The 24749-nt window shown below is 60.5% G+C and carries 25 protein-coding genes; 14 read left to right on the forward strand and 11 right to left on the reverse strand.

The annotated features are described in order from the left end of the window. The first annotated feature begins 113 nt into the window (after positions 1–113). Positions 114–1151: a 4-hydroxyproline epimerase gene (locus tag HGP17_RS18535; RefSeq protein WP_168811639.1), complete on the forward strand. Its 1038-nt coding sequence runs from the start codon at positions 114–116 to the stop codon at positions 1149–1151. Positions 1152–1270: 119 nt separating this feature from the next. Here the strand turns inward: HGP17_RS18535 and HGP17_RS18540 are convergent, their stop codons facing one another. Together HGP17_RS18540 and HGP17_RS18545 are read right to left on the reverse strand one after the other, a co-directional pair. After that, on the reverse strand, positions 1271–1705 hold the full coding sequence (locus HGP17_RS18540) for an RbsD/FucU domain-containing protein (RefSeq protein WP_168811641.1): 435 nt from the start codon (positions 1703–1705) through the stop codon (positions 1271–1273). Continuing rightward, positions 1689–2936: an ROK family transcriptional regulator gene (locus HGP17_RS18545; RefSeq protein WP_168811643.1), complete on the reverse strand. Its 1248-nt coding sequence runs from the start codon at positions 2934–2936 to the stop codon at positions 1689–1691. Before HGP17_RS18545 ends, HGP17_RS18540 begins: the two co-directional genes overlap by 17 nt. A gap of 244 nt (positions 2937–3180) precedes the next feature. Here HGP17_RS18545 and HGP17_RS18550 point away from each other — a divergent pair, with 244 nt between their 5' ends. The 6 genes from HGP17_RS18550 (at position 3181) to HGP17_RS18575 (ending at position 9391) form a co-directional block, all read left to right on the forward strand. Continuing rightward, a complete protein-coding gene (locus HGP17_RS18550; RefSeq protein WP_168811645.1) occupies positions 3181–4206 on the forward strand; it encodes a sugar ABC transporter substrate-binding protein in 1026 nt (341 codons plus the stop codon). A gap of 170 nt (positions 4207–4376) precedes the next feature. Beyond that, positions 4377–5441, forward strand: coding sequence for an ABC transporter permease (locus HGP17_RS18555; RefSeq protein ID WP_168811647.1), 1065 nt, complete (start codon positions 4377–4379; stop codon positions 5439–5441). Then, complete coding sequence (locus HGP17_RS18560) at positions 5438–6226, forward strand: ATP-binding cassette domain-containing protein (protein WP_168811988.1); 789 nt, start codon at positions 5438–5440, stop codon at positions 6224–6226. The genes HGP17_RS18555 and HGP17_RS18560 overlap by 4 nt, the downstream gene beginning before the upstream one ends. Beyond that, complete coding sequence (locus HGP17_RS18565) at positions 6223–6855, forward strand: nucleoside triphosphate hydrolase (RefSeq protein WP_168811649.1); 633 nt, start codon at positions 6223–6225, stop codon at positions 6853–6855. Before HGP17_RS18560 ends, HGP17_RS18565 begins: the two co-directional genes overlap by 4 nt. A 144-nt stretch (positions 6856–6999) precedes the next feature. After that, positions 7000–8040 (forward strand): dihydroorotase, encoded by a 1041-nt coding sequence (gene pyrC / locus HGP17_RS18570; protein ID WP_168811651.1) that lies wholly within the window; start codon positions 7000–7002, stop codon positions 8038–8040. A gap of 199 nt (positions 8041–8239) precedes the next feature. Next, positions 8240–9391, forward strand: a complete 1152-nt coding sequence (locus HGP17_RS18575) for a GGDEF domain-containing protein (RefSeq protein ID WP_168811991.1) — start codon at positions 8240–8242, stop codon at positions 9389–9391. A gap of 25 nt (positions 9392–9416) precedes the next feature. Here the strand turns inward: HGP17_RS18575 and HGP17_RS18580 are convergent, their stop codons facing one another. Both HGP17_RS18580 and HGP17_RS18585 read right to left on the reverse strand, forming a co-directional pair. After that, complete coding sequence (locus HGP17_RS18580; RefSeq protein WP_168811653.1) at positions 9417–9896, reverse strand: anthrone oxygenase family protein; 480 nt, start codon at positions 9894–9896, stop codon at positions 9417–9419. Further along, positions 9893–10723: an NmrA family NAD(P)-binding protein gene (locus HGP17_RS18585; RefSeq protein ID WP_168811655.1), complete on the reverse strand. Its 831-nt coding sequence runs from the start codon at positions 10721–10723 to the stop codon at positions 9893–9895. Before HGP17_RS18585 ends, HGP17_RS18580 begins: the two co-directional genes overlap by 4 nt. A gap of 98 nt (positions 10724–10821) precedes the next feature. Here HGP17_RS18585 and HGP17_RS18590 point away from each other — a divergent pair, with 98 nt between their 5' ends. From HGP17_RS18590 to HGP17_RS18600, 3 genes are all read left to right on the forward strand, one after another. Further along, positions 10822–11472 (forward strand): TetR/AcrR family transcriptional regulator, encoded by a 651-nt coding sequence (locus HGP17_RS18590; RefSeq protein WP_168811656.1) that lies wholly within the window; start codon positions 10822–10824, stop codon positions 11470–11472. Between the two features lie 119 nt (positions 11473–11591). Then, the gene (locus HGP17_RS18595; RefSeq protein WP_168811658.1) at positions 11592–12290 is read left to right on the forward strand and encodes an orotate phosphoribosyltransferase; all 699 of its coding nucleotides are present in this window, start codon (positions 11592–11594) and stop codon (positions 12288–12290) included. A 77-nt stretch (positions 12291–12367) separates the two neighbouring features. After that, positions 12368–13294: a carbohydrate kinase gene (locus HGP17_RS18600; RefSeq protein ID WP_168811660.1), complete on the forward strand. Its 927-nt coding sequence runs from the start codon at positions 12368–12370 to the stop codon at positions 13292–13294. Positions 13295–13374: 80 nt separating this feature from the next. Here HGP17_RS18600 and pgi read toward each other — a convergent pair whose 3' ends face one another. Next, entirely contained in the window at positions 13375–15000 is a 1626-nt protein-coding gene (gene pgi / locus HGP17_RS18605; RefSeq protein WP_168811662.1) for a glucose-6-phosphate isomerase, read from the reverse strand. Positions 15001–15174: 174 nt separating this feature from the next. Then, on the reverse strand, positions 15175–16872 hold the full coding sequence (locus HGP17_RS18610) for a long-chain fatty acid--CoA ligase (protein ID WP_168811664.1): 1698 nt from the start codon (positions 16870–16872) through the stop codon (positions 15175–15177). 347 nt (positions 16873–17219) lie between these two features. On the opposite strand from HGP17_RS18610, the gene HGP17_RS18615 reads away from it, so the two are divergent. Then, positions 17220–17612: a PRC-barrel domain-containing protein gene (locus tag HGP17_RS18615; RefSeq protein ID WP_168811666.1), complete on the forward strand. Its 393-nt coding sequence runs from the start codon at positions 17220–17222 to the stop codon at positions 17610–17612. Between the two features lie 60 nt (positions 17613–17672). Here HGP17_RS18615 and HGP17_RS18620 read toward each other — a convergent pair whose 3' ends face one another. Further along, the gene (locus HGP17_RS18620) at positions 17673–18068 is read right to left on the reverse strand and encodes a VOC family protein (protein ID WP_168811669.1); all 396 of its coding nucleotides are present in this window, start codon (positions 18066–18068) and stop codon (positions 17673–17675) included. Positions 18069–18241: 173 nt separating this feature from the next. Between HGP17_RS18620 and HGP17_RS18625 the strand changes: the two genes are divergently transcribed. Continuing rightward, positions 18242–18625, forward strand: a complete 384-nt coding sequence (locus tag HGP17_RS18625) for a YciI family protein (RefSeq protein ID WP_168811671.1) — start codon at positions 18242–18244, stop codon at positions 18623–18625. Between the two features lie 50 nt (positions 18626–18675). On the opposite strand, the gene HGP17_RS18630 is transcribed toward HGP17_RS18625, so the two are convergent. The 4 genes from HGP17_RS18630 to HGP17_RS18645 form a co-directional block, all read right to left on the reverse strand. Next, complete coding sequence (locus HGP17_RS18630; protein WP_168811674.1) at positions 18676–19425, reverse strand: ABC transporter permease; 750 nt, start codon at positions 19423–19425, stop codon at positions 18676–18678. After that, positions 19422–20360 (reverse strand): ABC transporter ATP-binding protein, encoded by a 939-nt coding sequence (locus HGP17_RS18635; protein WP_246704152.1) that lies wholly within the window; start codon positions 20358–20360, stop codon positions 19422–19424. Before HGP17_RS18635 ends, HGP17_RS18630 begins: the two co-directional genes overlap by 4 nt. A gap of 5 nt (positions 20361–20365) precedes the next feature. After that, positions 20366–21532, reverse strand: a complete 1167-nt coding sequence (locus HGP17_RS18640) for an ABC transporter permease (RefSeq protein WP_168811678.1) — start codon at positions 21530–21532, stop codon at positions 20366–20368. A 123-nt stretch (positions 21533–21655) separates the two neighbouring features. Beyond that, positions 21656–22567: an ABC transporter substrate-binding protein gene (locus HGP17_RS18645; protein WP_168811680.1), complete on the reverse strand. Its 912-nt coding sequence runs from the start codon at positions 22565–22567 to the stop codon at positions 21656–21658. A 442-nt stretch (positions 22568–23009) separates the two neighbouring features. Here HGP17_RS18645 and HGP17_RS18650 point away from each other — a divergent pair, with 442 nt between their 5' ends. Together HGP17_RS18650 and HGP17_RS18655 are read left to right on the forward strand one after the other, a co-directional pair. Further along, positions 23010–24236, forward strand: a complete 1227-nt coding sequence (locus HGP17_RS18650) for a LysR family transcriptional regulator (protein WP_168811993.1) — start codon at positions 23010–23012, stop codon at positions 24234–24236. 94 nt (positions 24237–24330) lie between these two features. Then, the gene (locus HGP17_RS18655; protein WP_205926028.1) at positions 24331–24705 is read left to right on the forward strand and encodes a hypothetical protein; all 375 of its coding nucleotides are present in this window, start codon (positions 24331–24333) and stop codon (positions 24703–24705) included. Positions 24706–24749 lie beyond the last annotated feature (44 nt).

Below are 24749 nucleotides of genomic sequence, written 5' to 3' on the forward strand. Positions count from 1 at the left end.
TGCGATCTGATATATCACAGGATCGCGACGGGTGAATGGCGCCGGCAGAGCTGTCGTTGAGCCGCCCGCACTGACTATGACATGACGCGATGCGTCGGATGGGAGCCGATGAGATGAGATGGAAGCGCACGATCCAGCTGCTGGATGTTCACTGCGAAGGGGAAATCGGTCGTGTCGCCATCGGCGGTGTGCCGAAGATCCCCGGCAACAGCATTGCCGAACAGCTGCATTGGCTGAACACCGATCCGAAAGGTCAGGAGTTGCGGCGTTTCCTCGTGCTGGAGCCGCGTGGCGCGCCGATCGGGTCAGTGAACCTTCTGTTGCCCGCCAAGCATCCCGAGGCTGATGCCGGGTTCATCATCCTGCAGCCGGATCAGGCGCATGCAAGCTCGGGTTCGAATTCCATCTGCGTGACCACCGCTTTGCTCGAATCCGGCATCGTCGAGATGAAGGAGCCGGAAACGGTCGTCACACTCGATACCGCCGCCGGCCTCGTCCGAGCCACCGCGACCTGCCGTGATGGCCGTTGCGAGAAGGTGCGTCTCACCATGGTGCCGTCCTTCGTGCATGAGCTCGATGTGGCGCTCGATACCGAGCAATGGGGCACTATCAAGCTCGACCTCTGCTATGGCGGTATCTTTTACGCGCTGGTCGATGTCGGCCAGATCGGCCTGACGATCGAGAAGGGCAATGCGGCCGCTCTCGTTCAGGCGGGCATGATCTTGAAGGATGCGATCAACCGCTCCATGTCGGTGGTTCACCCGGAGATCCCGGCGATATCAGGCGTCGCCTATGTCATGTTCCGCGACATCGATACCGATGGCGCCATCCGTACCTGTACGACCATGTGGCCCGGCCGCGCCGACCGCTCGCCTTGCGGCACCGGCAATTCCGCCAATCTGGCGACGCTGCATGCTCGCGGCAAGGCCAAGGTCGGCGATGTCTTCAAATCCCGCTCGATCATCGGTTCGGAATTCGAAGTCGGCCTGCATGCGGAGACCGAAGTTGCCGGCAAGCCGGCCATTATCCCGACCATCACCGGCCGCGGCTTCACATTCGGCTTGACCCAGGTTGCGCTGGACCCGTTCGATCCGATGGCGGAAGGCTTTGCCATGACGGATGTCTGGGGCCCCTCGGCAGTGGATATTTGAGGGCGCAGTGCGAGCTCTCGCTGCTTTGAGAGTCTTGCTACTCACCCTAACTCTCTCCCCGCTTGCGGGGAGAAGGAGGCCAAAGGCGGCATGAAGGGTTTTGGGGCAAGCCGCCCTCGCTACCTCATGGGATAGATCACACCCTTGCGCAGGATGATGTTGCCGTAGAGCCGGGGCTCGCTGGTCTGGATCAGCGCATGCGCACGCTGCACCCGCTCGTAGAATTCCGCCGGCAGTAAAGGCACCACCTTGATGTCCGGAGCGTGCCGCCCACAGCATTCGATCATTTCGGCATGAACGGGATCGACCGCATCGCGGTCTTGTCGCACGGTCGCGCGGAAGATGGCCTGCGGCACGAAATCGTCGATCGGCAGCACGCTGAGCACGGCATCGAGCACGCGGATGACGCCATGACCGTCGAGACGGATGAGACGGCGGCCATGCTCCAACCCGGGATAGTTGCCGTCCACGAGGGCGATCTCGTCGCCGTGGCCCATGGCGCGCAAGGTCGCCAGCAAATCCGGGCTCAGCAACGGGTCAATGCCCTTCAGCATGCTCTATCTCCTTGAAAAGAACGTTCTGGTCGATCAGGTAGCGCGCGAAGATCGGCAGGCTGGCGCCGCCTATGGCGCGCGCTTGCGGGCCGACCGCGCCTTCGACGATATCGGGCATGACGACGCCCTGCAGGTCAAGTTCGGCGGCAGCCTTGATCGTTGCGCGCACCACGCGCTCGCGAACCCAGTCGGGGAAACCGCCATCGATGACGGCGGCGCTGAAATCGATCACCGAGGCGGCCGCGACGATCGCCTGCGCCAGGGCCTTCGCCGTATCCTGGATCCAGATTTCCAGCGGCTCGCCGAAATCGATCCAGTTATCGGCCGAGTACCAGAGAGGCCGCGGATCGAAGCCGTGATCCCGCAGCAGGTTCTCCAGCACGAACACGGAAGCGATCTCGAGCAGCTGGCGGTTTTCGCCGTTGCGGCCGCGCACGGGCAGGGGGCCGAGCGCACCGGCCGTTCCTGTTCGTCCAACGAAGATCGAGGAATTCAGGACAATGCCGCCGCCAAGGAAGGAGCCGATGAAGAAGTAAACGAAATCAGGATAATGTGAGCCGACGCCAAAAACCAGTTCCGCACCGCAGGCGCTGGTCGCGTCGTTTTGCAGGAAGACAGGGTAGGGGACGCGAGAGGCGATTTCCGCCCGCAGATCGAAGCCGCGCCAGATATCCATGGCGCCGGGCGGCGCACCCACCTGCTCGGCCCAGTTCCAGAGCTCGAAGGGCGCGGCAACACCCATGCCGGCGATCTTGCGGCGCTCGCCCTCGCTGAGGCGGCCTTCCAGCTCCTTGATGCCGGCCGTGATGAAGGCGATGATATTCTCCGGCAGCGGGTAGGAGTAAATCTGGTGAAGCTGCATGCGGATGCCGCCGACGAAATCCATCAGCACCAGATCGGCGCTGCGTCGGCCTATCTTCACACCAAAGGAAAGCACCGCGTCGGGATTGAGGCGCATGGGGATGGATGGCTGCCCGACGCGGCCACGCACCGGGGCATCGCGCGACAGCAGTCCGTCCTTTTCCAGCTCCCGCATGATGACGGACACCGTCTGTGCCGAAAGCCCGCTGCGACGGGCGATATCGGCCTTGGACAAGGCATCGTGACGCCGCACCAGCGACAGCACGAGCCGCTCGTTATGGGCGCGCACGCCAAGCTGGTTCGCGCCCCCGCTGGGGTCGAGAATCGCCGGTGTTGTGGGTGTGTCCTCCGGGTCGTGCACGAGAGACATGGGCCTGCTCCTTCCATCATGGCCATGCCCTATTTTCTACCAGAATGCCACATCGAATTAATAATTCAATCCGATTTATTTATTGACAGCCGGAAATCTTTAGGCTCAGATATGAGCGTAGAGGATGCGTTTATGGCCTTGGAGGAGGTCCACCGGAAATAATCTGACAGGCATAACGCAGCTTCAGCCGGGTTCGGGCCCGGGCTGCCGGACGGTCCGGCTTTTCAAACATCGGGAGGATTGAATGAAGAAATCTGTTATTTCCGCAGCAGTCGCCGCTCTGGCGCTCGGCGTTGCATTTGCAGCCCCTGCCAAGGCCGCCGGCGTATCCGCATGCCTCATCACCAAGACCGATACGAACCCCTTCTTTGTCAAGATGAAGGAAGGCGCGACCGCCAAGGCCAAGGAACTCGGCGTGACGCTGAAGTCCTACGCCGGCAAGATCGATGGTGACAGCGAAAGCCAGGTCGCCGCGATCGAAAGCTGCATCGCCGATGGCGCCAAGGGCATCCTGATCGCCGCTTCCGACACGAAGGGCATCGTCCCGTCGGTCAAGAAGGCCCGCGACGCCGGCATGCTGGTCATCGCGCTCGACACGCCGCTCGAGCCGGCCGATGCCGCCGACGCCACGTTCGCAACCGATAACCTGCTCGCCGGCAAGCTCGTTGGCCAGTGGGCCAAGGAAACGCTCGGCGACAAGGCCAAGGATGCCAAGATCGGCTTCCTCGACCTCACCCCGTCGCAGCCCTCCGTCGACGTTCTGCGCGACCAGGGCTTCATGATCGGCTTCGGCATCGACCCGAAGGATCCGAACAAGATCGGCGACGAAACCGACCCGCGCATCGTCGGTCATGACGTGACCAACGGCAATGAAGAAGGCGGCCGCAAGGCCATGGAAAACCTTCTCCAGAAGGACTCCAGCATCAACGTCATCCACACGATCAACGAACCGGCTGCAGTCGGCGCCTATCAGGCTCTCAAGGCCGTCGGCCTCGAAAAGCAGGTCCTGATCGTTTCGATCGACGGCGGTTGCCCGGGCGTCAAGTCGGTCACCGAAGGTGTGATCGGCGCGACCGCTCAGCAGTATCCGCTGATGATGGCGTCGCTCGGTGTCGAGGCGATCAAGAAATTCGCCGATAGCGGCGAAAAGCCGAAGCCGACCGAAGGCAAGTCCTTCTTCGACACCGGTGTCTCCCTGGTGACGGACAAGCCGGTTTCCGGCGTTAAGTCCATCGACACCAAGGAAGGCCTTGGAAAGTGCTGGGGCTAAGCCCCTCACGAATGTGATATAGTCTCTTCGGGAGCCGCGCCATGCGCCTGCTGGCGCGGCTCTTCGATAGGGAGCAGAACAATCGCAACAGTCACGTCGGTCGGGTTCGTCCTGGCTGGCCCCCAGCAGCCGGCGGTTTCCGCGCATGTGCGCGGTGGCGGAGGAATATTATGTCCGGAGCACAGGAATTCGAACGTGTTCTCGACGGCAGCGACAAGAACGTCGCCTCGTTCGAGCATCAGAATGTCTCTCTTCTCAAGCGCGTGCAGCACTTTCTGCACTCGACGCCGGCGGCGGTGCCGCTGATCGTCCTGGTGCTGTCGATCGTGATCTTTGGTATCACCATCGGCGGGCGGTTCTTTTCCGCCTATACGCTGACGCTGATCCTGCAGCAGATCGCCATCGTCGGCATTCTCGGCGCCGCCCAGACGCTGGTCATTCTGACCGCCGGCATCGACCTGTCGATCGGCGTCATCATGGTCATTTCCTCCGTCGTCATGGGCAATGTCGCCGTGACATACGGTCTGCCGACGCCGATCGCCATTCTGGCCGGCCTGGTCGTGGGCGGCCTCTGCGGCCTGCTCAACGGTTTCCTCGTTGCCAACATGAAGCTGCCGCCGTTCATCGTGACGCTCGGCACCTGGAACATCGTCATGGCGACGAACTTCATTTATTCGGCAAACGAGACCATTCGCGATACCGATGTCGACCAACAGGCGCCGCTCCTGCACCTCTTCGCCATCAGTTTCCGTGTCGGTGGTGCGGTGCTGACGCTTGGCGTCATCGCCACCGTGCTTCTCGTGGTCGCTCTCTGGTACATCCTCAATCACACCGCCTGGGGTCGTCACGTCTATGCCGTCGGCGACGATCCGGAAGCGGCGAAGCTCGCCGGCATCCAGACCAAGAAAGTCCTTCTTGCCGTTTACGGTGTTTCTGGCCTCATTGCCGGCCTGGCTGCCTGGGTTTCCATCGGTCGTAACGGCTCGGTGTCGCCGTCTTCAGCCGTCACGGATTTCAATCTTCAGGCAATTACCGCAACGGTCATCGGCGGCATCTCGCTCTTCGGCGGCCGCGGCTCGATCCTCGGCACGCTCTTCGGCGCGATGATCGTCGGCGTCGTCTCCATGGGCCTCAACATGCTCGGCGCCGACCCGCAGTGGAAGGTGCTTTTGACCGGCGTGCTCATCATCGGCGCCGTCGCGATCGATCAGTGGATCAGAAAGGTATCGGCATGACCCCGACAGGCGAACCCATCCTCACCGCCCGCGGCCTCGTCAAGCGCTATGGACGCGTCACTGCGCTCGACAATGCCGATTTCGATCTCTATCCCGGCGAAATCCTCGCCGTGATCGGCGACAACGGCGCCGGCAAGTCCTCGCTGATCAAGGCGATCTCCGGCGCGGTCATTCCCGACGAGGGTGAGATCAAGCTGGAAGGCAAACCGGTGCAGTTTCGCTCGCCGATGGAAGCGCGCGAAGCCGGCATCGAGACCGTCTATCAGAACTTGGCTCTGTCGCCTGCGCTCTCGATTGCCGACAACATGTTCCTGGGACGCGAATTGCGCCGACCCGGCATTCTCGGCTCGGTCTTCCGCATGCTCGATCGGCCGGCCATGGAAAAGCGCGCCCGCGACAAGCTGACCGAGCTTGGCCTGATGACCATCCAGAACATCAACCAGGCGGTGGAAACGCTGTCGGGTGGCCAGCGCCAGGGTGTGGCCGTCGCGCGGGCGGCAGCCTTCGGCTCCAAGGTCGTCATCATGGACGAACCGACGGCAGCCCTCGGCGTCAAGGAAAGCCGCAAGGTTCTCGAACTCATCCTCGATGTTCGCGCCCGCGGCCTGCCGATCGTGCTGATCTCGCACAACATGCCGCATGTCTTCGAGGTTGCTGACCGTATCCACATTCATCGCCTTGGGCGGCGCCTGACCGTCATCAATCCCAAGGAATACTCGATGTCGGATGCCGTTGCCTTCATGACCGGCGCAAAGGCTGCGCCCACGGAGCCTGTTGCCGCATGAGCATCTCCGTTGAGGATGTTGCCGGTGAGATCTTCGCTCGCGCCGGCAACACCAAGCGCTTTCTCATAGCGATCGGCGGCCCTCCGGGCGCCGGTAAATCGACGCTGGCGGACAATCTTGCCAAGGCCCTGAAAGCCAAGGGAGAGAGCGCCGAAGTCATGCCGATGGACGGCTTCCATATGGACAATGCCGTCCTGATCGAGAAGGGCCTGCTGAAGCGCAAGGGCGTTCCCGAAAGCTTCGATGTGCGGGCCTTCCTCGATATCGTCAAAGCCGTGCGCGCCGCCGATCAGGAGGTGCTGGTTCCGGTCTTCGATCGCTCGCGCGAGCTGGCGATCGCTTCGGCAAGGATCGTCTCCGCCGACCACCGCTTTATCGTGATCGAGGGCAACTATCTTCTGTTCAGCCAGGGGAAATGGGCTGAGCTCGAAGGTATGTTCGATTATTCGATCATGCTCGCCCCGCCGATGGAGGTGCTGGAGGAGCGGTTATGGGCCCGCTGGCGGGGCTATAATCTCGCTGACGAGGAATCCAGCGCCAAGGTCTATGGCAACGACCTGCCGAATGGCCGGCTCATTCTGGAAAACCGTCGCGCCGCCGACGTTACGATCGATATCGTACAGGACTGAGCCTTTCGTGCATTTCGATGCGGTCTCCGATTGTTTTCCCGGGGCGGATAGTGCTATCGAAGCGCACTGTCAAAAAGCGCGATTCCGAAGAGGCTGAAACCGCCTTGCGGCAAGATCGCGCTCATACGCCGAGAGGTCGCGCCCATGCAAAAGCTCACCATCCGCCGTCCCGATGACTGGCATTTGCACTTGCGGGATGGCGCCATGCTGGAAGGCGTGATTGGCGACACCTCCAGGCATTTCGCCCGCGCGATCATCATGCCCAACCTCGTGCCGCCGGTCGTGACGACGGCGGACGCGACCGCCTATCGCGAGCGCATCCTGAAAGCCCTGCCGTCAGGTGATTGCTTTCAGCCGTTGATGACGCTTTATCTCACCGAGCACACCAACCCCGACGATGTCGAGGAAGGCAAGAAGAGCGGCCTGATCACGGCCGTCAAGCTCTACCCGGCCGGTGCGACGACCAACTCCCACGGCGGCGTGCGCAATCTCGACAATGCCATGCCGGTGCTGGAGCGCATGGCAAAGATCGGCCTACCGCTCTGCGTCCACGGCGAGGTGACGACGGCTGATGTCGATATCTTCGATCGCGAGGCCGTTTTCATCGAAACCGTGCTCGATCCGCTACGCCAGCGCCTGCCGGAGCTGAAGGTTACGATGGAGCATGTGACGACATCGGATGGCATCGACTACATCAAGTCGGCAAAGGCGAACCTCGCGGGCTCCATCACGACGCATCATCTCATCATCAACCGCAACGCCATCCTCGTGGGCGGCATCCGCCCGCATTATTATTGCCTGCCGGTCGCCAAGCGCGAGAGCCATCGTCTGGCATTGCGCGCGGCTGCGACCAGTGGTGACAGCCGGTTTTTCCTGGGCACCGATTCCGCTCCGCACGTCGATCCGTTGAAAGAATGCGGGTGCGGCTGTGCCGGCATCTATACGTCAATCAATACGATGAGCTGCCTTGCCCACGTTTTCGAACAGGATGGCGCTTTGGACAGGCTGGAAGCCTTCACCTCGTTGAACGGCCCGGCCTGGTATGGGCTGCCTGTGAACGACGATACCATCACGTTGGTACGACGTTCGCAAACGGTCGCCTTCCCGGCGAAAATTGAAACGGGCGCCGGTCCGGTTACCGTTTTCGACCCTATGTTCCCGTTGCACTGGGATGTCGAAATCTAAATATTATATATATCTAATATAACTAATGTCGACCTGTCAGAAATAAAGCGGAAATATAAGCGTGTTTTGCCGCGATATGACACGTATATTTTGCTGATATATATCTTCTTTATTATTTGCCGTAACCAATTTGATACCCCTTGAGGCCTAGCGTGTCGTCGATCCCCTGCGGTAAAAAAGAGACCGTTGAAAGAGCATGATGCTGGTCGATTACAATTCGCTTCTTCTAGCCCTTGGCGTTTCCGCGTCTTGTCTCGCGGTGACGTTGGTCGGGAGCTGGTTTTCGCGTCGGCCTGACACCTTTCTTCTGACGTGTTCCGCCGGTCTCGTGCCTCTGGTCGTCGGGATATTCATCTACGGGTCCTATGTGGACCATCCCAAGCCGATTTTTGCCATCCTGACGTTCGTGCTGTTTTTCATCGGCTTTCCGACGATTTGGGTTGCCGGTCATCAGTTTCGCACACGCCGCCTCTCGAAAATCCGCTTCTTTGTCAGCAGCGTCATCGGCATCGTTGCCTCGGTCGGGCCGATGCTCGCCGGTTACGACGGCTTGGCTTTCATGGCTGACAATGTTGTCGTCACGATCCTTTTGCTTCTGACGGCGCGCGAATATTGGATGAGCCGCCGTGAAGCACCGACGCCACTTTACGGCATCACCGCGCTTTACACGATGACGGCCATTTCTTTTGCCTTGTGCGCCGCCGTGCTGATTGCAGATGGCAAGCTCGTGCTCGGGCATGCGCCGGACAACTGGGCGGAGGATTTCAGCCTCGCCGTCTGCATCGCCGGAATGACCGGCATCGGGGCGCTGTCGCTCGCTTTGCATCAGTGGCGCCAGGCTGCCCTGCATCGGCAGGAGGCGATCACGGATTCTCTCACGGGCCTGCTCAATCGCCGCGCGCTTTTCGATCTTTACGGGCATCGCTCCTTCGGTCCGTCCATGGCCGTCATCATTTTCGATATCGATCGCTTCAAGGCGATCAACGATCAGCATGGACATGCCGCCGGCGATCGCGTGCTGAAGCTATTCGGTGAGGAACTCTCCTTTGGCCTGCGGTCCTCGGACACCGTGGCGCGGCTCGGCGGCGAGGAGTTTGCGCTTGTGCTCGACAACACACTGCCGGGTCGTGCAGAGCAGGTGGCGGAGCGGGTGCGCGATGCCTTTGCGGCGCAGGCGATCAACATCGACGAAAAGTCTTTCGTCTGCACCGTCAGCGCCGGTGTCGCAACCGGTACGGTCAATGGCGTCGGGTTCGACAGTGTCCTTCGCGCCGCCGACAAAGCACTTTACGAAGCCAAGCGAAACGGCCGCAACCGGGTCGAGGTTGCGGCCTATCTGCACGCCGTCTGACCGGCATTCGGCGGCCTTGTCCCGTTCAGAACAAGGCTTTCACAAAAGCGCATGCTGCAAGCAATGAGGCGACGGTGCGAACGTGGTTCCATCTCGTCCAGTCGACGAGATAGCTCGACCATAGCTGCGCCGATTCCGCGGAATGGCCGTCGACCTTATCGAGCGCGTTGTTCATGGGAACATTGAAGATCATGGTCGAGAGCAGGCTGGCGACGATATAGAGCGCCGCTCCAATCAGCATGAACATGCTGGTGCCGCCGCGCCAATAGAGGATGGCCATCACGGCGATGAAGATGGAAAGCAAGGCCGTCAGTATGAAAAGGGCAATGAACGGCGAACGGACGATCGTCGTGTTGATCGATTGCATCGCGGCGATGCCCTGGTCGACGGGGAGGCGGGCGAAGGCCTGCATGATGAAGGTCGAGAAGGCGAAGTAGACGCCGGCAAGCAGGCCGCTGCTGATCGCGGCGATGACAAGGGCGATATTCGTGATCGGGAAGGTCATGACTGAATACTCCAGATGCCGGTTGCGGCGGTTTGTCGGGCATAGTCGGAGAAATCTTTCGGCTGCCTGCCGAGAATCTGGTTAACGCCATCCATGACAGGCGAATTGCGGCCATCGAGCACCTGAGTGAAGAGTTCGTGCAGGAGGTCGGTCGCCTCTCGCGGCAGGCCATAGGCGGTCATTTCCGCGATGAAGGCATCGATGGGAACCGTCTCATAGCCGATGGTCCTGCCGGAAGCCTTGGCAATTTCGGATACCGCCTGGCGAAAGGTCAGGGCACGCGGGCCGCTCAACTCATAGGTCCGGTTGCGGTGACGCGGATCGGTCAGACATGCAACGGCTACATCGGCGATATCGTCGACATCGACGAAAGGCTCAGGCACGTCGCCGGCCGGTAAGGCGAGCTTGCCCTGAAGCAGCCCGTCCAGGAATGCACCCTCGCTAAAATTCTGGTTGAACCAACTGGCGCGCAGCACCGTGTAGCCGATGCCCGTGGCCTTCAATTTCTCCTCGCTGCGAACAGCCCCGTCTTCGCCGCGCCCGGAGAGCAACACGATGTGCTCCACCCCGGCTTTGATCGCCACTTCCGCAAAAGCGGCGATAGCCTCGGCTGCCCACTCGACCGCAAGATCCGGCTGGAACGTCACATAAGCGGCGGAAACACCTTCGAGCGCCCCATGCCACGTGTCGCGGTCCTGCCAGTCGAAGCGCGGCGTCGTCGAGCGGGACGCGGCACGAATTGCAATGCCACGTTCCCTCAGCCGTTCGGCAACCCGACCGCCGGTCTTTCCCAATCCGCCGATGATGGCAATCGTCGAGATTTGCATTTCAAACTCCTCCAGCCAAAATGTGATAAATTCTCTCATTTGCGAAATGTGATAATCTCTCTTATATTGCTTGTCAACAGTCACAGGCAGGGAATGGCATGACGCAGGAACAGATCGCGAGACGCAGGCGCAGCAAGGACGAGGCGGGCACGCCAAGGCGCATACCCAGCCAGCAACGCGGCCGAGAGCGCGTCGATCTGATCCTTTCGGTGGCATCCGAGCTGATTGCGGCAAATGGCAGCGATGCGCTGCGCATGGGGGAAATCGTCGAGAAGGCCGGCGTTTCGTTCGGCTCGCTCTATCAATATTTCCCCGACAAGACGGCGATCATCCGTGTGCTGGCGGAGCGCTTTAACGAGCAGGGGCGGCAGTGCGTCGAGGATGAGCTGGTGGCGATCAAAAGCCGCGACCAGCTTCACGCTGGCCTTGGCCGCATCGTGGACGGTTACTATGCGATGTTCCTGGGTGAGCCCGTCATGCGCGACATCTGGCATGCCACTCATGCCGACAAACTGCTTCAGCAGGTCGATGCCGAAGACATGGAATGGCATTCGCAGGCATTCCTGACCGTTCTCGAGCGTCTTTGGCCGGAGCGCGATCATGCCGAGCTTGCACGCATTGCCCGATTGACCATGCAGCTGGTGGCGGCTGCCGTCCGCTACGCGATCTCGATCGAACGAGAAGAGGGCGACAAGGCCATCGCGCTTTTCAAGGCGATGCTGCCTGCCGATCTCGGCATTATCCGCTAGACGGTCTCGCAGTCTGCCGCGCCGGCGACGGATATCTGCAAAACATTCCATGCGTCTGGAAACTCGGGCCGCTTGCTGCTATTGCCGCTGGAACATTAGCGCTGTGAAGGAGGCCCCTTATGACCCAGATGATATTCACCGATCGCACTGTCATGGCCGAACTGATGGCCAGGATGCTTTGGGAGATCAAGGCGGTCCACTTCAACGCCGACAAGCCCTACAAGTTCGCATCCGGTATGGCGAGCCCGGTCTATATCGATTGCCGCAAGTTGATCTCTTATCCGCGCATCCGCTCGACGATCATGGATTTTGCCGCAAGCCTCATCGTTCGCAATGTCGGCTTCGAGCAGTTCGACTGCGTTGCCGGCGGCGAGACGGCGGGCATTCCCTTTGCCGCCTTCCTGGCTGAGCGCCTGAACCTGCCGATGATATATGTCCGCAAGCAGCCGAAGGGCCATGGCCGCAACGCCCAGATCGAAGGCGATATGAAGGACGGCGCCCGCGTGCTCGTCATCGAGGACCTGACGACCGCCGGCGGCAGCATGTTCACCTTCATCGATGCGATCCGCGCGGCCGGCGGCATCGTCGATCACGGCATGGCGCTGTTTTACTACGGCCTCTTTCCGGAGGCGGTCGAGCGCTTCGCCAACCGGAAAGTCAGCCTGCAATACATTACGACATGGCGCGAAGTGCTTGCGGTCGCCAAGGAGCAGAAGCTGTTCGACGAAAAGACGCTCGAGGAAGTCGAGGCCTTTCTCAACGCGCCGCTTACCTGGTCCGGCTGGAATGGTGGCATTTCGGAGCTGCCGACAAACTGACGCTTTGCTTTTGCATTGAATCTATCTAATCGATTTATGTAACTCGACATGACAGACGCGCTCTTTGGGAGGCCGGAATGATATTGTGCTGTGGCGAAGCTTTGATCGACATGCTGCCGCGGGAAACCACGCAGGGCGAAAAGGGCTTTGCCCCCTATGCCGGCGGTGCGATCTTCAACACCGCGATAGCGCTTGGCCGTCTCGGCGCGCCCACGGGCTTCTTCACCGGTATCGCGGACGACATGATGGGTGAAATCCTGCGCGATACGCTGTCGGCTTCCAAGGTCGACTACAGCTATTGTGCCATCACCCCGCGCCCGAGCACGATCGCGTTCGTCAAGCTGGTCAATGGCCAGGCGACCTATGCTTTCTATGATGAAGGCTCGGCTGGGCGGATGATCACCGAAGCGGATCTTCCGGCACTCGGCGATGATTGCGAGGCACTGCATTTCGGCGCGATCAGCCTGATCCCCGATCCCTGCGGCGCGACCTACGAGGCGCTGATGAAGCGTGAACATCAGAGCCGAGTCATCTCGCTGGACCCGAATATCCGTCCAGGCTTCATCAAGGACAAGGCAGCCCATATGGGCCGCATCGGTCGAATGGCAGCCATGTCGGACATTCTCAAATTCTCCGATGAGGATCTGGAGTGGTTCGGCATCTCTGGAAATCACGACGAGCTTGCCGCCCATTGGCTGGGACAGGGCGCAAAACTCGTCGTCATCACAAAGGGTGCGGAAGGTGCGACGGGCTATACCAAGTCGCTGAAGGTTTCGGTGCCGAGTGAGCGCGTCACCGTCGTCGATACGGTCGGTGCCGGCGATACCTTCGATGCAGGCATTCTGGCCTCGCTGAAGATGAACAGCCTTTTGACCAAGGCACAGGTGGCATCGCTCAATGAAAAGGCGCTGCAGGATGCGCTGGCTCTCGGCGCCAAGGCTGCGGCCGTCACTGTCTCTCGCGCCGGCGCCAATCCGCCTTGGGCGCATGAGATCGGGCTATAAGCTCGCTCGACTTTCAAGATTTCAAATAAAGAAGCCCGCCTGGTGTTTCAGGCGGGCTTTTTTGTATCCGAACGCGATGATTACTTCGCGCGGCTTGCCAGTGCAGCCACCAGACCTTGCGTCGAGGAGTCGTGGCCGGCAGCGCTCTCCTTGCCCTCAACGACCGGAAGCAGGCCGGTTGCCAGTTCCTTGCCGAGCTCGACACCCCACTGGTCGAAGGAGTTGATGCGGAAGAGCACGCCTTCGACGAAGACGCGGTGTTCGTAAAGAGCGATCAGCTGGCCGAGTGCGTAAGGCGTCAGCTTGTCGTAGACGAAGGTGATCGACGGACGATTTCCGGTGAAGACGCGGTGCGGCGCGATGAAATCGGCCTTCTTGTCGTCCATGCCCTTTGAGGTGAGCTGAGCCTTGGCCTCTTCGAAGGTGCGGCCCTTCATCAATGCTTCCGACTGCGCCAGGCAATTGGCCATGAGCAGCTGGTGCTGATGACGCAGGTTCGGCTCGAAGCCGTTGGCGGCGATCATGAATTCGGCCGGAATGACGCTCGTGCCCTGGTGGATGAGCTGGTAGAAGGCGTGCTGGCCGTTGGTGCCGGGCTCGCCCCAGACGACCGGGCCGGAATTGCCTTCGACCGGAGTGCCGTCGATGGTGACGCCCTTGCCGTTCGATTCCATGTCGAGCTGCTGCAGGTAGGCCGGGAAGCGCGACAGGCGCTGGTCATACGGCAAGATCGCGCGCGTCGGGTAGCCGAGCACGTTGCGATGATAGAAGCCGATGAGGCCGAGCAGCATCGGCAGGTTTTCCTTGAAGGGCGCCTGGCGGAAATGGTTGTCCATCGCATGCGCGCCGTCGAGGAACTTGCCGAAGTTTTCCGGACCGATCGCGATCATCAGCGGCAGGCCGATGGCCGACCAGATCGAGTAGCGGCCGCCGACCCAGTCCCAGAAGCCGAAGACACGCTGGCTGTCGATGCCGAAGGCGGCGACCTTGTCGAGCGCCGTCGAAACGGCCGCGAAGTGGTGCTGAACGGCGGCTTCGCCAAGCGCATCGGCGATGAACTTGCGCGCCGTCTGGGCATTGGTCATCGTTTCGATGGTCGTGAAGGTCTTGGAAGCGACGATGAAGAGCGTCGTTTCCGGCTGAACGAGCTTCAGGATGTCGGCGATGTGAGCGCCGTCGATGTTGGAGATGAAATGCGAGCGCGGGCCATCATGGAAGGGGGCGAGCGCCAGCGTCGCCATGACCGGGCCGAGGTCCGAGCCGCCGATGCCGATGTTGATGACGTCGGTGATCGCCTTGCCCGTGGAGCCCTTCAGCGCGCCGGAGCGGATGCCGTCGGCAAACTTGCCCATGGCTGCGAGGACTTCGTTGACGTCGGGCATCACGTCCTTGCCGTCTACGAGCACCGGCGTGTTGGAACGGTTGCGCAGCGCGGTATGCAGAACGGCGCGGTTTTCGGTGAAGTTGATCGCAACGCCCGAGAACATTTCATCGCGCTTGGCAGCAACGCCGCCTTCTGCGGCCAATTTTTCGAGTAGCGCCAGAATCTCGTCGTTCACCGCCGTCTTGGAATAATCCATCAGCAGGTCGTCGACAGACGCGTTGAAGCGGGAGAAGCGCTTGGCGTCGGCGGCAAAGGCAGCACGGATATCCGTGGCCTTGGTTGCCGATGCGGTGCTCTTCAGTTGGTCGACGAGGGCGTTCATGGGAGGCTCCTTGCGGTTCACGCCGCTGGCCGTCGGATGTGGCCGGGCGCTTTGAGTTTGGTCGCGGAAACTATTCCCTATGTAGGGCGTAAATCAAGTTCACGTATCGTCCAAAACGAAAAAAGGCCGCTTGCGGACTAAGGCAAGCGGCCTCCTCAATGGCATGGAATTATGTCAGCCGCGCAACTCCTTGCGCAGGATCTTGCCGACGTTCGATTTCGGCAACTCCGTGCGGAATTCGATGAAGCGCGGGCGCTTGTAGTTGGTCAGGTTTTCGGCGCAATGCGCCTTCATGTCAGCCTCTGTCAACGCCGGATCTTTTTTGACGATAAAGAGCTTCACCGCTTCTCCCGAATGGGGATCGGGAACGCCGATCGCCGCCGCCTCCAGCACGCCGGGATGCATGGCCGCGACCTCTTCGATCTCATTGGGATAGACGTTGAAACCCGAGACCAGGATCATATCCTTCTTGCGATCGACGATCTTCGTATAGCCGCGCTCGTCCATGAAGCCCATGTCGCCGCTGCGGAAGAAGCCGTCGGGGGTCATCACGCGCGCGGTTTCAGCCGGCTGCTTCCAGTAGCCTGCCATGACCTGCGGTCCACGAATGCAGATCTCGCCGACTTCGCCGAGCGGCAGTGAGTTGCCGTTCTCATCGCGAATGTCGAAATCTGTGCCGGTGATGGGCAGGCCGATCGTGCCGCTGAATTCCGGGCTGTCGAAGCGGTTGGCGCTTGCGACCGGCGATGTCTCCGAAAGACCGTAGCCCTCGGTGATCCAGGAGCCCGTCAACTTCTGCCAGCGCTCGGCGACGGGACGCTGCACGGCCATGCCGCCGGCAAGAGTCGCGGTGTTGGAAAGATCGAGCTTGGCGAATTCCGGGTTGTTCATCAACGCATTGAACAGCGTGTTCAGGCCCGGGAACATGTCGAACTTGTACTTGCCGAGTTCCTTGATGAAGCCGGGAATATCGCGTGGGTTGGCGATCAGCACATTATGGCCGCCGATCGTCATGCCCATCAGCGAATTCACCGTCAGCGCGAAGATATGGTAAAGCGGCAGGGCGCAGACGAAGGTCAGCTGTTCCGGTCGCGGCTTGGAGACATAGGCAGACTGCAGCCACAGCAGCAATTGCTGCTGATTGGCAACCAGGTTGGCGTGGGTGAGGATCGCACCCTTGGCAACGCCCGTCGTGCCGCCGGTATATTGCAGGAAAGCGATGTCGCTGCCGGTGAGTTCGGCAGGTTTCAGCGGCAGCCGGGCACCTTCGGAGATGACGCCTTTGAAGTCACGATGACCGGGGATCGACCACGCCGGCACGAGCTTCTTCACCTTGCGAACGATGAAGTTGACGATATGACCTTTGAGGCCAAGCATGTCGCCAAGCGCCGTGACGACGACGTGGCGAACTTCCGTATGCGCCAGCACCTGCTCGACGGTGTGGGCGAAATTCTCAAGAACGAAGATCGCCTTTGCGCCGCAATCGCGCAGTTGATGCTCCAGCTCGCGCGGCGTGTAGAGCGGATTGATGTTGACGACGACCAGCCCGGCGCGAAGGATGCCGTAAACAGCCACTGGATTTTGCAGGACATTCGGCATCATGACACCGACGCGATCGCCTTTCTTGAGACCAAGGCTCTGCAGCCAGGCGGCAATCTTGCGGGTCTGCGAATCGAGATCGCGATAGGTAATCGACTTGCCCATGCTGGTATAGGCAACGCGGTCCGCATAGCGCGCGCAGTTTTCCTCCAGCAGCTCGACGAGGGACGCATGCTCCAGCGGCGGCAACTCTGCCGGTACGATCTCCGGATAGGAGGCAAGCCAAGGCTTCTTGACCTGCGGTCTGTCCGAAGGAGCGGAGATTGAATTCATGCGCACTTCCTCCTCTACGCATCATCACCACGCCCCGCCGCTTGTAGCGACGGCAATGTAAAGTGTCACCGCACAACCAAAAAGTCTCCCGCTTTTCGCGTTGTCGCAGCCTTCGCCCGCAACTAAATCGAACGAATAAACACAAGCTACAATAACCTTGACGTAAACGTCAATAATTTCCGTCCAGTCACGTTTTTTTACAGTTTTGAAAAAAGGACTGGAACTTTTATGACAACGGAGCGTTAATAGCGCCGTGGGCCTAAACCCATCGGAGCATCGTACTGCCCATAAGAGCAGGTCGGACGCTCCTTAGTTTATGTAACGCGTATCCAGAAGGAGGTGCGCATATGCATAAAGAGAGTGCCGATTTTTCGGGCCGTGACCTTTACATCAAGGACATGTCGATGCTGGTCGCGTGCGACCGTGTCGAAGGATCCAGAGTATTCGGCTCCGACGGCAAGCAGATTGGCCATATCGAGCGACTGATGCTTGAAAAAAGTGATGGGCGCATCGCGTTCGTCATCCTGAGCTTCGGTGGCTTTTTCGGCATCGGCCAGGATCACTACCGACTGCCTTGGGAAAAGCTGCGCTACGATGCGCGGATCGACGGTTATCGCGTCAGCATGACCAAGAACGACATCGAAAAGGCCCGTCGCTTTGCCGGCAGGGATGAGCACGACCATAAGGACCATGGCCACAAGAGCCATGATTACTTTGGCGTCCCGCCCTATTGGATGTAACGGTACGGCTGTATTTGCCGCTTTAAGCCCCGCCGTCGCGGGGCCGCGCTTTGTTTGGCCTTATTGAAACCGGCCATGTCGCTGAACGACCTCGATCTTGTAACCGTCGGGGTCGGAGACGAAGAAGAATAGCGCAAAAAGCTTTCCATCCCGATTGAGTTCGACGATCTTGCCCGGATTCAGTCCGAGGTCGGTCATGCGCGCGTGTTCGTCCCTTAATTCCGTAACGGAAAGCGCGAGGTGACCATAGCCGTCGCCAAGCCCATAGGGTTCGACGCGCCCCTGGTTGACCGTCAGCTCCAGCTCGAACCCGGTTTCCGGATTGCTGAGATAGATCAGCGTGAAGGTTTCGAAGGCAATGCGATCGGCGATTTTCAGACCGAAAGCCCGATCGTAAAATTCGAGACTACGGACCTCGTCGAGTACGCGGATCATCGAGTGAATCATCTTGGCCATGGTAGCTTCCGTCCTTCGTCTGCGCGTGTGACGCAAAGCCAATGCCATCGGCAATCAACGATGGCAAGCATGCGAAGCCTGCTCCAACCGCAAATCGCTGCACGTTCCGGGTTCCCCGATGGCGATCTCTCTGCTTAACTCCGACGCAAAGCTGGATGATCGGAGGGAAGTCCATGTACTTTGCAATTCTCGCTTATCACGAGGAGGATATCGTCGAATCCTGGAGCAAGGAGGAGGATACAGCGCTCATGACCGAGCTTCTTGCGATCAACGATCGCATGATCGCGCAGAAGTCACTGGGGCCGGCTGCTCGCCTGGGAGCGACACAGAATGCCGTGACCTTGCGTGGGCGGGGCGCAGGACTGGTCGTCGACGGTCCGTTTGCCGAAACCAAGGAACAGTTGCTCGGCTTCTACATCGTCGATTTTCCGACGATCGAAGGCGCCATTGAGGCGGCACGCGATCTGCGCCGCGCCAATCCGACAGCTGTCTACGAAATCAGGCCGGTCGCGCTATATCTGCCCGGTGCATCGCTGCCAAAAGGCGAAGGCAACTGACCGGCCCGTCTGCTCATTGGAGGTGAATCGCGGCGATCCAGCCCGGGGTATCAATGAGGATGCAGGCCGATCTTGTTGGTCACGGACCGCTCGATCATTTCCATACCGTCATAGATCAGCACCGCCATCAGTCCAACGATCAGGCCGCCCTGCAGGATGAAGGCGGTGTTGTCGTTGATGAGACCGGCAATGATGACCTCGCCCAGTCCCTTGGCGGCCACGGTGGAGCCGATCGTCGCCGTGCCGATATTGATGACGGTCGCGATCTTCAGGCCTTCGATGATCAACGGCAGTGCGAGCGGCAGCTCGACGCGGAAAAGGCGTTGCCAGCCATTCATGCCCATGCCGTCGGCGGCATCGAGGACGGAGGCCGGCACCTGCTGCAGGCCGGCCACCGTGTTCTCGAAGATCGGCAGCAGGGCATAGAGAAACAGCGCGATGAATGTCGGAATGGCGCCGAAGCCGGTGGTCGAGATGGCAAGCGCCAGCACGGCAACCGGCGGGAAGGTCTGGCCGGCATTGGCGATCGCGCGAGACAGCGGTAGGAAATCGGCGCCGATCGGCCGCGTCACGAAGATGCCGCCAAGCACCGCCAGGATGCCGCTTGCGGCAATCGAGATGACGATCAGCTCGAGGTGACTGAGCGCAAGGCTCGGCAGGCTGTTCTGCGTATAGATCGGCGACGCCCCGAATTTGGTCAGCGGCGCCAGAACGGGCGTCAGCCATTCCGGACGAAAGAGCATGATCAGCAGCAGCACCAGCGCCAGAAGCCGAAAAAGATTGGCGAAGAAAAATCTCATGCTTTGCGGCCCAGCTCGATCAGATGCTGGATCGAGATCGACCCGACCGGCATCTTGCGCTCGTCTTCGACAGTTGCCTCGTTTGCGCCCTGCCAAATCAGTTCAGCCAGGGCATCGCGCAGGTTGAGGGTCTGCGGCAGGCTGTAGCCGATGCCGGGCCGCGGCGGCTGCATGCTCTCCTTCAGCGGCAGCAGCGACATCAGCTTCAAGGCGCGGTCGGAGGTGCCGGTCAGCTGCTGCACGAAGGGATCGGCCGGTTCGGTCAGGATCTTCTCAGGTTCGGAACATTGCAAAAGCTTGCCGCCGCTCATGACGGCGATCTTGTTGCCGAGATGGAAAGCTTCGTCCATGTCGTGCGTGACGAGGATGACGGTCGTGCCGAACTGCTTCTGGATGGCGAGCAGATCGTCCTGAGCCTTGCCGCGGATGACGGGGTCGAGCGCCCCGAAGGGCTCGTCCATCAACAGCACTTCAGGCTCCGCAGCAAGGGCGCGGGCGACCCCGACGCGCTGCTGCTGACCACCGGAAAGCTGGTTCGGATATTTGCCGGCAAAGCTGGCGGGATCCAGGTGGAAGAGATTTAGCAGTTCTTCGACACGCCGGTCGATGCGTGCCTTTTCCCAACCGAGCAGCTCGGGGACCGTTGCGATGTTCTGCGCGACCGTGCGATGCGGAAACAGCCCATGACCTTGAATGGCATAGCCGATGCGGCGACGAAGCTCGGTTGCCTGCACGCTCATGATGTCCTCGCCGCCAACGAAGATCTGACCCTTGGAGATCGGTACCAACCGGTTGATCATCCGCATCAGCGTCGATTTGCCGGAGCCGGACGTACCCACGATGACGGTGATGGTGCCCTTCTCCATGCTCATGCTGACGTCGTCGACCACGGTGGCGTTGCCATAGCGCTTTGTCACGCCATTAAGCTCGATCATGTTGGTCATGCGTGTTGTCCCCGGATGCTATCGATGACCGCATCGAGGATGACGGCCGATGAGAAGGCGAGAAAGACCGTCGGCACGGCGCCGAGCAGCACGAGATCATTGGCCGTCTGGCCGATGCCTTGGAAGATGAACAGGCCGAACCCGCCACCGCCGATCAGCGCCGCCACGGTGACGAGGCCGATCGCCTGCACCAGCACGATGCGGATGCCGGTAAGGATGATGGGAAAGGCAAGCGGCAAGTCGATACCGGTCAGGATCTGCCGGCGCGTCAGTCCCATGCCGGCGGCGGAGTCGCGCACGGAAGGATCGACGCCGGCAAGTCCGACGACGGTGTTGGCGACGATCGGCAGCAGCGAGTAGATGACGAGCGCCACCAATGCCGGCGCCACGCCGATGCCCTGGATACCGATCGAGGCTGCGAAAGGCACATGGGCGGCGATGTAGCCGAGCGGCAGCATCAGGATGCCGAACAGCGCCAGGCTCGGGATGGTCTGCACGAGGCTGAGCGCTCGCAGCACGACGGCGCGAATGCGCGGCTGCCAATAACAGAAGATGCCGAGCGGCAGTGCGAGCACGATGGCGATGGCGACGGAGCCGAGCGAGAGGAACAGGTGACCAAGTGCCTCATGCCAGAACTTATCGGCATTGTTGGCGTATTCCTTCATAATGGAGAGATTGTCGAGCAGGCCGGAACGCAGGACGGCGGCTAGAAGGGCGGCATAGACCGCAAGGGCAGCGACCCTGAGCCATGGCGTCAGCCGCAGTTTCACCAGAGCATCCGAAATCATTAATCCGACGACGGCAAGCAGCGCCCAGAAAGCGCCGCCGGGCGTGATGCGCGCCACCGTACTCCCTGGCGGAGTGGCAGCTGTGGACACAACTCCAAGTGCGACGATCAGTGCGACGATCGTAAGCGTGGCGATGCCGAGACGGAGAACCTGATTTTTCAGAAAAGCCGCGGCAAGCGCCGCTGCCACGAGAAGGACGATCAACGTCAGCGCGGCAGGCTGGGCTATCAGCTGATCCAGAAGTTGCGGCTTGCCGGCGGCGATGCGGTTTGCCTTGACGATGATGAAGGGCATCCAGGCTATCGCCAACGCGCCGCCCGCCACCAGCACCACTCCGAGACGGTCTGCAGGGTGGACCGTTTGTGCATCTTCCATCAGGCAAGCTCCGTCAGCACATGAGCCCAAAATTCAAGGCGGGTTCGGACAAGATCATGCCCATTCGAGTGTCCCGCGGCTCCAGTCTATCAAAATGGAGCCGTGAGAGCAGCGGTGAAAGGCTTACTTCAGGAAGCCGTTGTCCTTGAGGTAGGATTCGGCAACCGCCTTGGCCGGTTCGCCGTCGACCTGGATGCGGCCGTTCAGCTTGCGCAGCACGTCGGCGGTCAAGCCCTTGAAGATCGGCGCGAGAACTTCCTCGATCTTCGGATTGGCCTTCAGCACGGCCTCGCGAATGATCGGGGTCGGCGCGTAGACCGGCTGGACGCTCTTGTCGTCATCAAGAACCGTCAGTTCGGCGGCCTCGATGGCGCCGTCGGTGCCGTAGACCATGGCGGTGTTGACGCCGTTCGTCTGGTCGGCTGCGGCCTTGATCGTCGCTGCGGTGTCGCCGCCCGAGAGGACGACTTCCTGATCGGGCTTCATCTTGAAGCTGTAGGTGGTCTCGAAAGCGGGCAGAGCGGCCGGAGAGTTGACGAATTCCGAAGACGCCGCGAGCTTGACGGAGCCGCCGCCGGCAACCCACTTGCCGAAATCGGACATGGTCTTCAGCTTGGCCGGGCCGGCAACATCGCTGCGTACGGCGAGCGCCCAGGTGTTGTTGGCAGGCGAAGGCGTCAGCCAGACGATCTTGTTGGCGTCGTAATCCAGCTTCTTGGCCAGATCATAGCCCTGCTGCAGGTTCTTCCAGGCGGCATCGTCTGCCTTGTTAAAGAAGAAGCCGGCATTGCCGGTATACTCGGCATAGATGTCGATCTCGCCTGCGGTGATCGCCTTGCGCACGACCGGCGTGGTGCCGAGTGCGATACGATCCTGTGCCTTGATGCCATTGGCATTCAGCGCCGCCAGGATGATGTTGCCGAGCAGTGTGCCTTCGGTATCGATCTTGGAGGAGACGACGACGACGTCTGCGGCGCTGGCGCCGCTGGCGAGGAAGGCCGTCAGCGTGGCGGCAAGTGCTAGCTTCTTAAGCATGATGTTTCCCTTTGTACCCCGTTAAAAACTTGTTTTGCCAGCCCGTGCCGCCGTCCAGGCGCCGTTCGGACACGCAATCTTCGAGCGGGCTTGCGGCCCACAGGCGAATTCGACGCTGCTTCAGGCCTCGGGCGTGCATCGAGGAAAAGTCGATGCAACCATAAGTCCCGTCGCAGTCGCGCGATTATGACGAGCGTACTCGACATTCGCGCGAAATTGGATTTCTTTTTTCGGGGGCAAGTGCGTTTGTTTTTGTTCCCCTTACCCGTTTGCCGCTCTTCTGATCTCATTTCCTGGCCGGATCGGTTAGGCAGCGAAAGAAACGATAGCCGCCACCTGTATCCTTAGGGATATCTTTTTTTCAGAACACGTCATATCGTCTTGGCATCGTTAACGCCGCCCACAAACTTGAAGGTGGGCGATGGGTAGGAAAGGGCTGGGTGTGTATCTCGGCGCATTGTTCATAGCCGACATGGTATTTTCCGTCGGCTCCATCAGGGAGACCGCGCGCCGGCTCTCATTCTCAGCCTCCACCGTCTCCAGCGCGCTCCGCCGGCTGGAAACGGAATTGGCCCTAAAGCTCGTGGAGCGCGCCTCTGGTGAACTCGCCACCCTTTTGGCCAGTTCCAAGATCCAGAAGGGCGTGCAGCCCATTCTCGCCTCTATCCGTCAGCTGTCCACTCTGGTGAAAGAGCCGCCGGCGCCGCAGGATTATGATCAATGGGCCGCGCGCCTCCCATTGAAGATCGCCACTATCGAGCGTTTCCTCGAAGTTGCAGACCAGGGCAGCATCAATCGTGCTGCCCGCCGCTTGCGATTGGGCCAGCCTCAACTTTCGTTGCAGATCGCCAATCTCGAAGATCTGTTCGGTTGCCGCCTGTTTGCGCGGCAGGCACAAGGCTCGGTGCTGACGGAGGCCGGGCAGGAAGTTCATGCAATCCTCTTTGCCATCGCGCAGGCCTGGGACGAGATGAAAGCGGCGGCGGACGAGCGCTTTCAGCGGACAGCCCGGGCCGTCCGCATCGGCTCGATCATCCCGACTGGCTCCGAAAGCTGGGTCGCGCGCTCGCTCGCAAGCCTGGTGTCGCGTTGGAATATCGGCGGCAACCGCAACATGCTGTCGCTGATGCTGATGACGGCCGACGATTTGCGTGAGGCGCTTCGCTCCGGCCGCATTGATGTCGCCATCGTCGATTCCGTCTTCGGTCTCGATGCCTTCGAGCATATGGAGCTTGTCGCGACCGACATGGTGGCCATCGCGCCGCCCGACAGCACGGAGGAAACCCTGTCGGCGCTGGTCGAAAACCATCCGCTTTGCGTGCCGAGCCCGCGCACCGGCATCGGCAATGCCGCAACCGCCTTCGGCTATGACAGCCGCGATCGCCGCCGGTTTCGCGGGCGCGACATCACCTCGGCGGACTCGCTGCCCGTCATTGTCGATCTCGTCGCCAATCATGGCTATGTGTCGTTCCTGGGCCGCGTCAGCGCCCTTCCGATTGCCGACAAGGTCCGCATCGTCGATCCCGATGAGGTTCTGCCGCTGTCTTATTATATCGCGCATAACGGCCGGAAAGCTTCGGTCGAGGCCTGCCGGCTAATCCAGCAGGCGGTGCGAGAACTGGTGGGCGATATGGCCATGCCGCGAAAGCGTGCGGCGGCACGCAACTGACGGAACCAACGGGTACGCCTTCGCGTTGTTTATATGGTCCGGACACGCGAGTGATCCGAGTCGCGTTGGCGTCCGGCATTCAAGGAGGCTGGAAATGAAAATTCTGGCAACGGCGCTCATTGCTTTAGGCATGATCGTGCTGCCGGCGACTTATGCCGAAGCGCGTCCCCATCACCATGGACACCATCATCGTGTGATCGTCCATCGGCACCATTACTACCATCATCATTATTATCGCCACTACTACTACCGCCCGTATTATGGCTATGAGCGGCCGTATTACGGCTACTATCAGCCCTATTATTCATTCGGCTTGATTGGTGGTTTCGGCGGATATCGCCACTACCATCACGGCTGGGGCGGCCGCGGATACTATCATGGCTGGCACGGTGGCGGCTGGCGAGGCGGCGGATGGCATGGAGGTCATGGCTGGCGCTATCGCAGCCAACCCCATTTTTCTCATAACTGATCAAAGCCCTGCAAACGGCGTGCTACCGCGCTCGCCACGGTAGC

Origin of the sequence: Rhizobium sp. P38BS-XIX (genome assembly GCF_012641435.1) — a bacterium.
In the GTDB taxonomy this organism is placed as follows: Bacteria; Pseudomonadota; Alphaproteobacteria; order Rhizobiales; family Rhizobiaceae; genus Rhizobium.

What these genes read in the sequence shown, in the direction of transcription:
- HGP17_RS18535 (WP_168811639.1), top strand. Translation starts at nt 114, where the DNA reads ATGAGATGGAAGCGCACGATCCAGCTGCTGGATGTTCACTGCGAAGGG.
- HGP17_RS18540 (WP_168811641.1), bottom strand. Translation starts at nt 1,705, where the DNA reads ATGCTGAAGGGCATTGACCCGTTGCTGAGCCCGGATTTGCTGGCGACC.
- HGP17_RS18545 (WP_168811643.1), bottom strand. Translation starts at nt 2,936, where the DNA reads ATGTCTCTCGTGCACGACCCGGAGGACACACCCACAACACCGGCGATT.
- HGP17_RS18550 (WP_168811645.1), top strand. Translation starts at nt 3,181, where the DNA reads ATGAAGAAATCTGTTATTTCCGCAGCAGTCGCCGCTCTGGCGCTCGGC.
- HGP17_RS18555 (WP_168811647.1), top strand. Translation starts at nt 4,377, where the DNA reads ATGTCCGGAGCACAGGAATTCGAACGTGTTCTCGACGGCAGCGACAAG.
- HGP17_RS18560 (WP_168811988.1), top strand. Translation starts at nt 5,438, where the DNA reads ATGACCCCGACAGGCGAACCCATCCTCACCGCCCGCGGCCTCGTCAAG.
- HGP17_RS18565 (WP_168811649.1), top strand. Translation starts at nt 6,223, where the DNA reads ATGAGCATCTCCGTTGAGGATGTTGCCGGTGAGATCTTCGCTCGCGCC.
- pyrC (WP_168811651.1), top strand. Translation starts at nt 7,000, where the DNA reads ATGCAAAAGCTCACCATCCGCCGTCCCGATGACTGGCATTTGCACTTG.
- HGP17_RS18575 (WP_168811991.1), top strand. Translation starts at nt 8,240, where the DNA reads ATGCTGGTCGATTACAATTCGCTTCTTCTAGCCCTTGGCGTTTCCGCG.
- HGP17_RS18580 (WP_168811653.1), bottom strand. Translation starts at nt 9,896, where the DNA reads ATGACCTTCCCGATCACGAATATCGCCCTTGTCATCGCCGCGATCAGC.
- HGP17_RS18585 (WP_168811655.1), bottom strand. Translation starts at nt 10,723, where the DNA reads ATGCAAATCTCGACGATTGCCATCATCGGCGGATTGGGAAAGACCGGC.
- HGP17_RS18590 (WP_168811656.1), top strand. Translation starts at nt 10,822, where the DNA reads ATGACGCAGGAACAGATCGCGAGACGCAGGCGCAGCAAGGACGAGGCG.
- HGP17_RS18595 (WP_168811658.1), top strand. Translation starts at nt 11,592, where the DNA reads ATGACCCAGATGATATTCACCGATCGCACTGTCATGGCCGAACTGATG.
- HGP17_RS18600 (WP_168811660.1), top strand. Translation starts at nt 12,368, where the DNA reads ATGATATTGTGCTGTGGCGAAGCTTTGATCGACATGCTGCCGCGGGAA.
- pgi (WP_168811662.1), bottom strand. Translation starts at nt 15,000, where the DNA reads ATGAACGCCCTCGTCGACCAACTGAAGAGCACCGCATCGGCAACCAAG.
- HGP17_RS18610 (WP_168811664.1), bottom strand. Translation starts at nt 16,872, where the DNA reads ATGAATTCAATCTCCGCTCCTTCGGACAGACCGCAGGTCAAGAAGCCT.
- HGP17_RS18615 (WP_168811666.1), top strand. Translation starts at nt 17,220, where the DNA reads ATGCATAAAGAGAGTGCCGATTTTTCGGGCCGTGACCTTTACATCAAG.
- HGP17_RS18620 (WP_168811669.1), bottom strand. Translation starts at nt 18,068, where the DNA reads ATGGCCAAGATGATTCACTCGATGATCCGCGTACTCGACGAGGTCCGT.
- HGP17_RS18625 (WP_168811671.1), top strand. Translation starts at nt 18,242, where the DNA reads ATGTACTTTGCAATTCTCGCTTATCACGAGGAGGATATCGTCGAATCC.
- HGP17_RS18630 (WP_168811674.1), bottom strand. Translation starts at nt 19,425, where the DNA reads ATGAGATTTTTCTTCGCCAATCTTTTTCGGCTTCTGGCGCTGGTGCTG.
- HGP17_RS18635 (WP_246704152.1), bottom strand. Translation starts at nt 20,360, where the DNA reads ATGATCGAGCTTAATGGCGTGACAAAGCGCTATGGCAACGCCACCGTG.
- HGP17_RS18640 (WP_168811678.1), bottom strand. Translation starts at nt 21,532, where the DNA reads ATGGAAGATGCACAAACGGTCCACCCTGCAGACCGTCTCGGAGTGGTG.
- HGP17_RS18645 (WP_168811680.1), bottom strand. Translation starts at nt 22,567, where the DNA reads ATGCTTAAGAAGCTAGCACTTGCCGCCACGCTGACGGCCTTCCTCGCC.
- HGP17_RS18655 (WP_205926028.1), top strand. Translation starts at nt 24,331, where the DNA reads ATGAAAATTCTGGCAACGGCGCTCATTGCTTTAGGCATGATCGTGCTG.